General features: G+C 57.3%; 12 protein-coding genes and 1 pseudogene. 6 read left to right on the top strand and 7 right to left on the bottom strand.

From position 1 onward, the window contains the following. The 3 genes and pseudogenes from G3578_RS16090 to G3578_RS16080 all read right to left on the bottom strand — a co-directional run. Positions 1 to 82 (bottom strand): annotated as a pseudogene (locus G3578_RS16090) (IS200/IS605 family transposase); the annotation flags it as partial. Between the two features lie 282 nt (positions 83 to 364). Beyond that, positions 365 to 517 (bottom strand): protein YhfH, encoded by a 153-nt coding sequence (gene yhfH / locus G3578_RS16085; RefSeq protein WP_165213976.1) that lies wholly within the window; start codon positions 515 to 517, stop codon positions 365 to 367. A gap of 215 nt (positions 518 to 732) precedes the next feature. Beyond that, positions 733 to 1,080, bottom strand: a complete 348-nt coding sequence (locus G3578_RS16080; RefSeq protein WP_241254661.1) for a hypothetical protein — start codon at positions 1,078 to 1,080, stop codon at positions 733 to 735. Positions 1,081 to 1,220: 140 nt separating this feature from the next. On the opposite strand from G3578_RS16080, the gene rlmD reads away from it, so the two are divergent. Continuing rightward, positions 1,221 to 2,597 carry a 23S rRNA (uracil(1939)-C(5))-methyltransferase RlmD gene (gene rlmD, locus G3578_RS16075; RefSeq protein ID WP_481752751.1) on the top strand — a complete coding sequence of 459 codons (1,377 nt, stop codon included), beginning with the start codon at positions 1,221 to 1,223 and terminating at the stop codon, positions 2,595 to 2,597. A gap of 34 nt (positions 2,598 to 2,631) precedes the next feature. Here rlmD and G3578_RS16070 read toward each other — a convergent pair whose 3' ends face one another. Then, positions 2,632 to 3,174 carry an MOSC domain-containing protein gene (locus G3578_RS16070; protein ID WP_165213975.1) on the bottom strand — a complete coding sequence of 181 codons (543 nt, stop codon included), beginning with the start codon at positions 3,172 to 3,174 and terminating at the stop codon, positions 2,632 to 2,634. A gap of 251 nt (positions 3,175 to 3,425) precedes the next feature. Between G3578_RS16070 and G3578_RS16065 the strand changes: the two genes are divergently transcribed. Beyond that, positions 3,426 to 3,842 (top strand): GNAT family N-acetyltransferase, encoded by a 417-nt coding sequence (locus tag G3578_RS16065; RefSeq protein WP_165213974.1) that lies wholly within the window; start codon positions 3,426 to 3,428, stop codon positions 3,840 to 3,842. Between the two features lie 24 nt (positions 3,843 to 3,866). Here G3578_RS16065 and G3578_RS16060 read toward each other — a convergent pair whose 3' ends face one another. After that, entirely contained in the window at positions 3,867 to 4,286 is a 420-nt protein-coding gene (locus tag G3578_RS16060; protein WP_241254660.1) for an acyl-CoA thioesterase, read from the bottom strand. Positions 4,287 to 4,431: 145 nt separating this feature from the next. Here G3578_RS16060 and G3578_RS16055 point away from each other — a divergent pair, with 145 nt between their 5' ends. Both G3578_RS16055 and G3578_RS16050 read left to right on the top strand, forming a co-directional pair. Then, positions 4,432 to 4,890, top strand: a complete 459-nt coding sequence (locus tag G3578_RS16055) for a DinB family protein (RefSeq protein ID WP_165213972.1) — start codon at positions 4,432 to 4,434, stop codon at positions 4,888 to 4,890. A 138-nt stretch (positions 4,891 to 5,028) separates the two neighbouring features. Then, a complete protein-coding gene (locus tag G3578_RS16050; protein WP_165213971.1) occupies positions 5,029 to 5,940 on the top strand; it encodes a DMT family transporter in 912 nt (303 codons plus the stop codon). 88 nt (positions 5,941 to 6,028) lie between these two features. Here the strand turns inward: G3578_RS16050 and G3578_RS16045 are convergent, their stop codons facing one another. Then, a complete protein-coding gene (locus G3578_RS16045; RefSeq protein ID WP_165213970.1) occupies positions 6,029 to 6,973 on the bottom strand; it encodes a DNA-3-methyladenine glycosylase family protein in 945 nt (314 codons plus the stop codon). 102 nt (positions 6,974 to 7,075) lie between these two features. Continuing rightward, positions 7,076 to 7,996, bottom strand: a complete 921-nt coding sequence (locus tag G3578_RS16040; RefSeq protein ID WP_165213969.1) for a proline dehydrogenase family protein — start codon at positions 7,994 to 7,996, stop codon at positions 7,076 to 7,078. 196 nt (positions 7,997 to 8,192) lie between these two features. On the opposite strand from G3578_RS16040, the gene G3578_RS16035 reads away from it, so the two are divergent. Both G3578_RS16035 and G3578_RS16030 read left to right on the top strand, forming a co-directional pair. Then, positions 8,193 to 9,878, top strand: a complete 1,686-nt coding sequence (locus tag G3578_RS16035) for a sigma-54 interaction domain-containing protein (protein WP_165213968.1) — start codon at positions 8,193 to 8,195, stop codon at positions 9,876 to 9,878. Then, entirely contained in the window at positions 9,868 to 11,022 is a 1,155-nt protein-coding gene (locus G3578_RS16030) for a winged helix-turn-helix domain-containing protein (protein WP_165213967.1), read from the top strand. Before G3578_RS16035 ends, G3578_RS16030 begins: the two co-directional genes overlap by 11 nt. The last annotated feature ends 8 nt before the right edge of the window (positions 11,023 to 11,030 follow it).

Here is an 11,030-nt window from a genome sequence, read left to right as displayed (position 1 = left end):
TCACTTGTCTTCGGTATTTCGGAGCAAATACGATATGATATTTGCAGTTCCATTTGGTGTGTGCTAGACTGCTCTTGTCCATCCTTTGTCCTCCTGTGATAAGTTTGAGCGGTTGGCAGACCGGCTCTCATCTTATCACCGGGTTCAAAGGATGGCTACTCATAGCTGTAAGCTTTCCCGAACCCCCAGTCTAACTGGGGGTTTTCGTATACAAGAAAACCCCGCCGACTTGAGCTAACGCTGTTGTCGGCGGGGGCCCCCAACCTTTCTCACGTTGCTTTAGTGCTTTAAAGAGTTTGGACTTTCCGATATACCAAAAAAGGATATCTCCGGATGCCGGAAATATCCCGCCTTGTTTCAGCAATCACTGATGCTCTCTTTCTTCCTGGTTCACCATCCACCCCTGGCAGGGAAAACATTCCGTGAGATAGGACTCGCCCTCTTCCATCAGCACACTGCCGCAGATCAGGCAGCGGCGAGCTTCCAGGTTCTTGAAAAAAGTGGTCACCGGTGTCATCGTATCGTCCCCTCCAACTCTTGTTGCTGCTATTGTATTATAACAAAAAGCGGTTTGTGAAATGTTGTTATAATACATCAAAGGCGATTAGGAGCGATTTTTGCCGGTGATCTCCCTCATTCTTCCCTTTTCTCTGTATTACAATAAATTTTCGTAAATTCATTTGTTATAATACACGTTGTGTAATAAAGATGGGCCTTATTGGCCCCCTCTTCCTATACCGACTCATACAGCGCCTCGTAGCGCTTGCCGATCTCCTCTTCGCTCAGGCCGAAATCGCGCAGACGCTTGAACATCGCAGCCAGCCAGATCTCCGTGCGCTTGAACATCTTTTGGTATTTCTTCTGTTCTTTGGTTTTGCGCTTGGCGCGATCCTCGCTGTTTCCTTTCAGATTGTCGAGGATGAACAGCATCTGCAGGCTTTCCTCTTCGTTCAGCTTGGTCCAGTTGTCATTGAGGAAGTCAATCACGCTTTTATAATACTGATCAAATTCTTCAAAGGAGATCTCCGTCTCCATGTTCAGGTATTCCTTCAGTTTGTCAAACAGCTCTTGCAGTTGCATGCTTCTAACACTCCCTTGTTCATGTCTGCCCCATTATACCAAAAAGGGGGGAGAAGCGAAAAGACTGGCCCCCGATTAGGCATTTCGCCGGGAAAGCACTATAATAGAGGCAAACCATCGGTTGAGGAGATAGCCTGTCTATGAAACAACAGCAAACGGATGTCCCGATGCGCGTCGGCCAGCAGATGACGCTGACGATCAGAAGCCTGGGGATCAACGGAGAAGGCATCGGGTATTACAAGAAAAAAATCGTGTTTGTCGAGAAAGCCCTGCCGGGAGAGGTCGTGATTGCGGAAGTGACCGATGTCAGGGAAAAGTATGCGACGGCACGTTTGGTCAAGGTGAAGGAGGCTTCTGCGGCCCGCGTCGAGCCGCCCTGTCCGGTGTATGAAGCATGCGGCGGATGCAGCCTGCAGCATATGGAGTATCAGGCGCAGCTTGCCGGCAAGCGCGAATTGGTGATCGAATCCCTGCGCAAGTACGCGAAGCTGGCCGATCCGCCGGTGAGAGAGACGCTCGGCATGCCCGATCCGTGGGGATACCGCAACAAGGCGCAGTTTCAAGTCGGGGATCGGAGCGGCCAACTGGTGGCCGGATTGTACCGGGCCGGCAGCCACGAACTGGTCGATCTGCAGGCGTGCCGGATCCAGCATGAGGCCACCAATGCCATCGTGGAAACGGCCAAGGAAGTGATCGGGAAGCTGGGCATTCCCGTCTATGACGAGCGGAAACGAACCGGCATCGTCCGCACCATCGTCGCCCGCGTCGCGTTTGCCACGGGAGAGACGCAGTTAACCCTCGTCACCGCCACGCCCGATATTCCCCGGGTCAAGGAGCTTGTGCTGGAGCTGCGCTACCGCCTGCCGTCCCTGGTCAGCATCGTCCAAAACATCAACCCGAAAAAAACTTCACTGGTCTTCGGCGAGACAACCAGGGTACTGTGGGGCAAGCAGGGGATCGCGGAGAAGCTGGGAGAATTGTCGTTTGAGTTGTCGGCCCGCGCCTTTTTCCAGCTCAATCCGGAACAGACGGTGAAGCTGTACGACGAGGTGAAGAAAGCGGCCGCCCTGACCGGCAGGGAACGCGTCTTCGATCTCTACTGCGGCACGGGAACGATCGGTCTGTGGCTGGCCCCCCTTGCCAAGGAAGTGCGCGGGATCGAGGTGATCCCGGAAGCGGTGGAGGACGCGCGACGAAACGCCGCCCATAACGGCGTGACCAATGCCAGCTTCCACGTCGGCAGGGCGGAGGTGCTGCTCCCGCAGTGGGCGAAGCAGGGGATTCATGCCGATGTCGTGGTGGTTGACCCGCCCCGCACCGGGCTGGACAGCGCCCTGATCGAGACCCTGCTGCGGGTGAAGCCGGAGAAAATCGTCTACGTCTCCTGCAACCCCTCCACGCTCGCCAAGGATCTCCACCGCCTGCTGGAACGGTACGATCTGGCGTATGTGCAGCCGGTTGACATGTTTCCCCATACGCCGCATGTGGAGTGCTGTTCCCTGTTAGTGAGGAAATAAGTGAAACAGGATGCACTTTTCGGTCATGCGTTGATTACGGAATGACGATCTGCACGCTTCCGTTCGCCGTGATCTGCCCTTCACGCTCCACGGAACAGACGATGCCGCGCAGCTTTTGGGCGGCGCGGACGAATGCCGGTGCCAGGCCGGGATCACCATGGATGCCAGCGATGACGTTCCCGGGCCCGATGCACGGGAGATTCTCCCCTTCCGAAATCAATCCGGCGCCGTCTGGAAAAAGCAGGCGGGCCCCCTGGGGAAGCAGGGTCAGATTCGGGAAGCCGCTTACCGCCAGATTGGCTCCGAGCCATTCCGGCCTGATTTCCGGAAGCCCCATGTGTTGGGCAATCCGGGCGCACTCCTCAATAGAGACGATGCTGATCTGCCTTCTGTTGGCGATCAGAGTGCCGCTCGGATAAAAGTGCTGGCGGGAATCGGCAGGCCGCAGCAGGCCGTAATGCCGATCCCCGGGAATGCCCCCCAGTTCCACCTGAATCTGCGGGACACCGCGCGTCACAAACGTAGACGGATCATCCGCCACAAAAACTCCCTCTACCCTCGCTTCAAACGTCCTCATTCTCCTTCACCTCTCCCCTTTTTTTCCGGACATCTTCGCTTTCCGCGCACAGCCTTTCTTCGTAGCGCATAGTCTCCTCCGTACGGTTTTGGTTTCAAGCGCCCCATATTCCGGATAAATGCGGGCCGCCTCTTGATTTGCGCGCCGAAATGCTTCAACATTGCGGTAGGGTTAGATCGGCGTATACATACGCTCCCCCTCCTCTGCCTCTTTACACATAGAGGGGGAAATCCTTTTGCGGAGGTCCCGTCATGAAGATTCAGTATAAGCTCAATGAGAAACCGTCACCGGAACAAGCCATGCATCTCTATGAGAAAGCAGGTCTTCGCCGCCCCAAAGATCCCGATCGTCTGGCCAACATGATCGCGCACGCCAACGTGCTGATCACCGCCTGGGCGGGAGATGAGCTGGTCGGATTGCTGCGGGCGATGACGGATTACAGTTTTGACTGTTATCTGAATGATCTGGCCGTCGACAAGGCGTATCAGCATCAGGGGATCGGCAGGGAACTGGTCAACCGGCTGATCGGCCTGCTGGATGAGCGGGTGCTCGTCTTTTTGATCGCCAATCCGGAAGCAGCCCCGTTCTATGCCAAACTGGGATTTTCCGATGATTTCGGGCGTGTGGGAGAGCCCTGGTGCATGGTCACCGGATCTCAACAGACATGACATGATTCATGAGAACGCATCAGGCTACCCTTGCACGCTTTCAGTGACATGACGCCGCAGCTCTGCCACCAGATCTTCCGGCAGTTCGATCGCGCGTCTTGCCACCGCATCCATTATTACCATCGTGAAGTCGGCATCACAGGCCAGCGTACCGTTTTCCTTCCAGATTTCGTGCCGGATGACAAAGCTTTTCTTCCCGATCGATCCGACCGTGGACACGATCTTCACCTTCTCCCGCAGTCTCAGCTCCTGGCGGTAGTTGATGTTGGCATTCACCACGACGGGCAGGATCTGCCGGCGATTCAGCTCTTCCCAGGTAAACCCCGCCTGGAAAAGCCACTCCATCCGTCCCCATTCCATGTAGTCAAGATACCGGGCGTTGTTCACATGCCCCAGCGCATCAAGCTCCGTTGAGCGGACAGTATGTTCGAGGACATAAGCCATTTCTCTCTCCTCCTTTGCTGTGTCCTTTTCAGTATAATGCACCCGTTTTCTTGAGTGAATATTCATTCATTAAATTTTTCCCTGTTTACTGCCCGTTTCCCTTATAATAGGCTTCAAAAGCAGCTGCATGGAAAGGAGCGATACCATGTCGTTTCATGCCGTTTTCCCCCTTCTCAAGACTGCGCGGGCCCGCTATCTCGATGTGTTGAAGGGGCTGGAAGAAGACCAGCTGACCTGGCGGCTTGCGCCCGGGTCCAATTCGATCGGCTTTTTGATCCAGCATAATGCGGAAGTGGAGTACCGTTTCTGCGCCATGTTTTTCGGCCGACCGCTGCCGGAAGGGATGAGCCTGCCTACCATCGGCAGCGATGTCAGGGATACCGGCAGCTATACCGATCTGGCCGACCTGTTCGCTTTTCAGGAGGCGGCGCACGCCTACCTGCTGGAGACGCTGCAGGCCCTGCCGGAAGAGAAATGGCATGTTCCGGTGGACGCGCCCATCGGAAGATTGACACCCACGGAAGCGGTTGGCCGCCTGATTTACCACACGGGGTACCACGGAGGACAGATCGGGCTGATCCGCAAGTACGGGAACCGCGCATGAGCTTTGCCAGTCATTCTTCGCCAAATCCGGCTGCGAACAATACCGGCAGGTGGAGGCGGCTGTCGGGCGCTTGACACAGCCCGTGCTGCTGCTGGTGAAACCGCTGTCATTTTGAAGATCGATTTGGAGGAATCTACGTTGAACAAGTCTTGGCAACAACAACTGTGGGGCGGTTTGTTCCTGTCGCTGGCTGCCGCCATCTGGGGCGGAGTGTACGTTGTCAGCAAAGTGGTGCTGGAGGTTATTCCCCCTTTTACCCTGCTGGAAATCCGCTTTACCATCGCCCTTCTCGTCCTGGGCACGTTCGTCGCGATGAAGCGGGAGTATGCCGCACGCCGGGATTTTCCGCAGTTTATCCTGATTGCCTTTATCGGCATCACGATCTCGATCGGTACGCAGTTTCTGGGAACAAAGCTGTCCACGGCCCACATGGGGGCGCTGATCACGTCCGCCTCCCCCGCCTTTATCGCCCTGTTTGCCGTCTGGATCCTGCGGGAGAAGCTTCACCTGCGCCAGGTGACGGGGATCGGTCTCGCCACGCTCGGGGTGCTGGTGGTGATCGGCGTACCGGATGAGCGTGACGTCGGCTCCTCGCTTGCCGGCAATCTGATCCTGCTTGTCGCCGCCGTCAGCTGGGCACTCTACACCGTCCTGAGCAAACGGGCCACGTCGCAATATTCGTCGCTTACCGTCACCACCTACGTGTCGTTTTTCGGATTGATCCTGACCAGTCCGGTCATGCTCTGGGAGCTGTCCGTCACGCCGATAAACTGGCAGTGGGGGTGGGGCATCTGGGCAGGCGTCCTTTATATCGGCGTCGTCTCGACGGCGGGCGCCTTCTATCTGTGGAACAAAGGGTTTGAGCTGCTGCAGGCGGGCAGCGGCGCCGGATTCTTTTTCATCCAGCCGGTGGTGGGGGCGCTCCTCGGCTGGCTGCTCCTGGGCGAGTATCTGAGTCTGGGTTTCTTCCTCGGCGCCGGCTTGATCCTGCTTGGGGTTGGACTGTCCAACTGGCAGGGCAGCGCCAACCGCAGCGAGGGTGCCTCCTAGCCAACACTGTCAACGCAAAGCACTTCAGGCCTTATCCCTCAAAAATAGTTTATGTCAATGTTTCAAACCGCCTTGCTTGGGAAGGCGGTTACGTTTTGTCCCTGCCGCCGAACGGCGCTTCCCCGCGCCTCGCCGCCCCCATCGCCTCCCAGAGGTAAAGCGTGACATAGCTGCGCCAGGGAGCCCAGCTTTCGCCGAGGCGGCGAATCTCTTTTTCATCCGGCTTGTCCGGCAGGCCGTACACCAGCCGGATGCCGTTGCGCAGGCCAATATCGGCAGCCGGCAGCAGATCGGGTCTGCCCAAGCCGAACATCAGCAGGCATTCCACCGTCCAGCGCCCGATTCCGCGCAGCGGGGTCAAATAGCCGATCACTTCTTCATCCGACATGTCCGGCAGCCGCTTCACATCAATCCGTCCGCTGACGATCGCGCGGGCGAAATCGATGATGTACTCCGCCTTCCGCTGACTGAACTGCAGCGGGCGCAAGGCTTCCGGCTCCAGGCGGGCGACCGCTTCCGGCGTCGGGAATACCAGATGGGCGTTTCCCTCCCGATCCTCCACGGTTTCCCCCGCGAACCGCATCAATCTGAGCGTCAATGTGTTGGCGAACGCAAGATTCAACTGCTGGGCAATGATCGTCTCCACCATCGCCTGAAACAGATCGGGCGTCAGCAGAAACCGCAGACCGCGAAACGAGTCGGCCAGCAGGCGCAGGTGCTGGTCAGCCGCCATCAGCTCGTACAGCGGCCCCAGGTCCACGTCTGCACAGGTCATGTGGCGTACGGTCCGGACCAGTTCCTCCTGCTGTCCGGCCGTCAGCCCGCCATCGGTGAAGACCGTCAGCCCGGGGGTTTCCGTCCCGCCCGAAAACTGCAGAGTGACAACTACGGGCTTGCCGTCCACCCGCAGCGCACGGCGCAGGCGTCCCGCTTCGGCATCCACCTGCAGTTGCTCATTCGGATGGGTTTTGAGGCGGCTCAGGAGACGCGCGAAGGAATACGGCGGTTTGACTGGGATCTCGAATGACAGCATCCCGATCCTCACCTCCTGGAGATTCTTCTTTCCAGCGTATCAGAACCGGGAAAAAAGGAAAAGCGTGCACCCTCCTTGGGCAGCACGCTTCTTGAACAGGAATTATTTCGAAAAGATGCCTTTGAGCACGAACGCCACGTTGGCCGGACGCTCGGCCAGACGGCGCATGTTATAGCCAAACCAATCGTTGCCATACGGCACATACACGCGCATCTTGTACCCTTCTCTCGCCAGTTCCACCTGCGTTTCCGGACGGATGCCGTACAGCATCTGGAATTCAAACTGGGTGCGCGGAATGTTGTACTCCTTCTCCAACTGCTTCACATAGTTGATGATGTTGTCGTCATGGGTGGCGATGGCCGCATAGTTGCCATTTAGCAGATGCTGTTTGATGATTTTCTTGTAATTCTCGTCCACATCCGCTTTGTTGGGGAAAGCGACCTCGGGCGATTCCTTGTATGCGCCTTTGACCAGACGCAGGTTGACGCGCTTCTCCTTCAGCTTCTCGATATCGTCGGCGGATTTGTACAGATATGCCTGAATCACGGTGCCGACGTTGTCATAATCCTCCAGCAGTTCATTTAAAATGTCCAGGGTGATTTCGTTGTGCGCATAGTCTTCCATGTCAATGCGCACAAAGATGTTGCCGTTCTTTTTGGCCACGTCAAGAATGCGGCGCATGTTGTTCATGCACAGATCCCTGCTGATATCCAGACCGAGCTGGGTCATTTTCAGCGACAGGTTGCAATCCACGCCGGACGCGGCGATCGCTTCCAGCGTTTTGATGCAGTAATCCGCCGATTCATTGGCCTCTTCCACGCTGAAGACGAATTCCCCCAGATGGTCAAGGGTGCAGACGAGTCCTTTTTTGTTCAGTTCCCGGACATTGCGGATCGCTTCCTCAATGGTTTCCCCTGCAACAAAACGGCTCGCCCCGAAGCGCAGTCCCCACTTTTTCGCCGCGGCGTTCAGCGTCTTGTTTTTGGACAGAAACAGGAAGAAATCTCTCATCAATTGTTCCATGCTACTGTGTCTCCTCCTCACATGCTTGTACGGACACTTCCAAGCATAATTCGTGCCAACTCGGCAAACCCCGCCGGAAAGCTGCAACACGCCCGCTATCTGCCATCCATTTTTACACATATGTACAAGCAGTGTTCGATTTTGTACACTTATGGTTAGACACGTGGAAATCCCTTTTCAAATAGGATGTGATTTTTTGAGTCCGTTATTCTCTTTTTCTGCAGCAGTCTCCGCCTTTGCGGAGCCGATAGATGCTGCCAATGTCATCCTACGCGCAGGACGGATCGAAGGTGTTCGGAAGCAGGACGGCACCGTCGCTGCGGCCGCCGCTGTGCCGGCAAGCTGTCCGCTTCCGGAGGCGTGCCGCACCATGCTGAAGAATCCGCGCCTTTCCTGTCTGGTGCTTCTGGACAGCCATGGCGAACCGGCCGGCGTTGTCTCGCTTCACGGGCTGCTGGCAGCCATGACCGATGTTTGCGGCAACCAGGCCGCCCTGCTGGAAACGCTGCTGGATACCATGAGCGAGGCCACCACGGTGGTGGACACGTCCAATACCGTGCTGTACTGGAATGAGGCGGCGGAGAAAATCTATGAGATCTCCCGGGAAAACGTGATCGGCACATCGCTGGAAACCCACTTTGCCAGCGACTCGATCCGGTTGAAAGATGCGCTCGCCCAAGGCACCACCGTGCAGCGGGTCTATCATGTCCCGCGGCCCGACCGCCATGTGCTGATCAACTCCGCTCCGATCCGGCTGAATGGCGAGATTATCGGCGCCATCTCCATCGAGCAGGATATCACCGAGCTGGTGCGCCTGAACCAGGAATTGGCGGATACGACCGCCCATCTTCATACCCTGAAGCAGGAGATGAACCGCTACCAGGCGGCGGACGATCCGTTCTTTGCCATCAAAGGCCATTCCGCCTCGATCCAGGCCGCCATCCAGGCCGCCAAAAAGGTGGCGCAGACCGACGCGACCGTTCTCCTGTATGGAGAGAGCGGCGTCGGCAAGGAACTGTTTGCCCAGGCGATCCATCAAGCCAGCAGACGGCACGACAAGCCGTTTATTGCGATCAACTGCGCGGCGATTCCGGCCGCCCTGTTCGAGAGCGAGCTGTTCGGCTATCAGGGGGGCGCGTTTACCGGCGCGGAGAAAAAAGGGAAACCCGGCAAGCTGGAGATGGCGCACGGCGGCACTCTTTTTCTCGACGAAATCGGCGAACTGCCCCTGGAGCTGCAGGTGAAGCTGCTGCGCGCGCTGCAGGAGAAGCAGTTCTACCGGGTTGGCGGCACCGACCCGATCACGGTCAATACCCGCATCATCGCGGCCACCAACCGGAATCTGGAGCAGATGGTGGCGGAAGGGCGCTTCCGCGAAGATCTTTACTATCGGCTGAACGTATTTTCGCTGGAGATTCCGCCGCTGCGGGAGCGCAAGGAGGATATTCTCGAACTGGTCCAGATCTTTATCCAGGAGCATTCCATTGCCCACGGCCAGCCCGTCCCCCGGATCGCGCCGGAAGTGATGCAGGCGCTTTTCGATTATTCCTGGCCGGGCAACATCCGGCAGCTGCGCAATGTGATCGAACGCCTGTTCATTCTGCAGGAAGGCGGCGTGATTTTGCCGGATCACTTGCCCGCCTCCATCCGCTCCGAAACGGCCCTCTCCCTGGCCGTCCCCGAACGGCCACCGGCTGCTGCCATCGCGCCACGACCGCTGAAGGGCGGTGTATCGGGAGGGAACGGCACGGAACAGGAGCGGATCCTGGCCGCCCTGGACCGCACCTACGGCAATAAGAAGGCGGCTGCCGAGCTGCTCGGCATCTCGCGCGGCACGCTCTACAACAAAATGCGAAAGTACGGGATCCGCGATGGGAAGTAACGAGACACGCATACGCCTGCAGCCGGAAGAGTACAAGGTGGCGACCTCCACGGAAACCATCCGGCTCCTTCCCCGGGAATACGCGCTGTTTGCCTTCCTGTACGAGCATCGGAACCAGGCTTTCAGCCGCACGGAGCTCCTTGACCGCGTCTGGGGTCTGGAGGATCCCACCGATCGCACCGTGGATGATCATGTGTACCGCCTTCGCAAAAAACTGAAGGCGTGGGATGATCTGCTGACGATTGAGACGGTCAGAGGATACGGCTACAAGCTGACGCTCAAAGAAAAAGGCGGGGTGGATCATCCGCTGCTGCTCGGGGAGGAGTTTCAAGAGCACGTCCGCAAGCTGATCGAGAAGTATCACGGCATCGGGATGGGAGACGCGATGCTGATGATGGCCGCCAATCGGGAGACATTGGGCATTGAGCTGCCTCCCTTTTACCGGGTCTATATCCCGTTCGTCAGCGGCGATTTTCACTGGCTGGTGGAGACGGATGCGCTGACGTTCTGGGAGAAGGCTCCCTATTTGCTGTTCATCTTTTCTCATGTTCAATTCGATGCCGGGCAAGCGCTCCACTACTATGAGCGCATGCTCCAGCACAAGCACAAGCTGCCCAGGGAGTGGCTGCCCGACCTGGAGATAACCGGCGTGCGCCTGTACGCCGAAGCGGGTCGGTATGCGAATGCCAAGGCAAAACTGGCGGAAGTGGAACCGATGGTGGCTGCCATGCATTCGCCCAGCTTTACCCTCGTCCTGCTGGTGGACAAGCTCCTGCTCTGCCTGTTTACCCAGGAAAAAGGAGCGGCGTCCATTATCCGGGAAGCCGGCCGCACGCTCGCCGATACGCCGATGCGGCGCGAACTGGGATCATTCACCGTCGCCAGGGGATTGGCCTGCTATCAGGCCGGAGACAAGGCGGAAGCGCGCCGATTGCTGGATGAAGGGATCGGGATTGTCAAACGGACACGGTTTGTCCCCCATCTCATTTTCAACGTCCGGATCATTCTTCTCTATCTTCGGCAATTCGACGTGGACGCCGAATGGAGGCAAAAGTACGAACAGATGTGGCAGTCGCTGGCGAAGCAGTACCGTTTTGCCGAACTGGTGCAAAAGATTTTTCCGCTCCTGCGCGCGCACCTCTGATATTTTTC

It is taken from the genome of Brevibacillus sp. SYP-B805, from assembly GCF_011059135.1.
In the GTDB taxonomy this organism is placed as follows: Bacteria; Bacillota; Bacilli; order Brevibacillales; family Brevibacillaceae; genus Brevibacillus_F.
This window is presented reverse-complemented; position numbering and strand designations above follow the sequence as displayed.

Excerpts from the sequence above, each read along its gene's own strand:
- yhfH (WP_165213976.1), bottom strand. The coding sequence starts at position 517 with ATGACACCGGTGACCACTTTTTTCAAGAACCTGGAAGCTCGCCGCTGC.
- G3578_RS16080 (WP_241254661.1), bottom strand. The coding sequence starts at position 1,080 with ATGCAACTGCAAGAGCTGTTTGACAAACTGAAGGAATACCTGAACATG.
- rlmD (WP_481752751.1), top strand. The coding sequence starts at position 1,221 with ATGAAACAACAGCAAACGGATGTCCCGATGCGCGTCGGCCAGCAGATG.
- G3578_RS16070 (WP_165213975.1), bottom strand. The coding sequence starts at position 3,174 with ATGAGGACGTTTGAAGCGAGGGTAGAGGGAGTTTTTGTGGCGGATGAT.
- G3578_RS16065 (WP_165213974.1), top strand. The coding sequence starts at position 3,426 with ATGAAGATTCAGTATAAGCTCAATGAGAAACCGTCACCGGAACAAGCC.
- G3578_RS16060 (WP_241254660.1), bottom strand. The coding sequence starts at position 4,286 with ATGGCTTATGTCCTCGAACATACTGTCCGCTCAACGGAGCTTGATGCG.
- G3578_RS16055 (WP_165213972.1), top strand. The coding sequence starts at position 4,432 with ATGTCGTTTCATGCCGTTTTCCCCCTTCTCAAGACTGCGCGGGCCCGC.
- G3578_RS16045 (WP_165213970.1), bottom strand. The coding sequence starts at position 6,973 with ATGCTGTCATTCGAGATCCCAGTCAAACCGCCGTATTCCTTCGCGCGT.
- G3578_RS16040 (WP_165213969.1), bottom strand. The coding sequence starts at position 7,996 with ATGGAACAATTGATGAGAGATTTCTTCCTGTTTCTGTCCAAAAACAAG.
- G3578_RS16030 (WP_165213967.1), top strand. The coding sequence starts at position 9,868 with ATGGGAAGTAACGAGACACGCATACGCCTGCAGCCGGAAGAGTACAAG.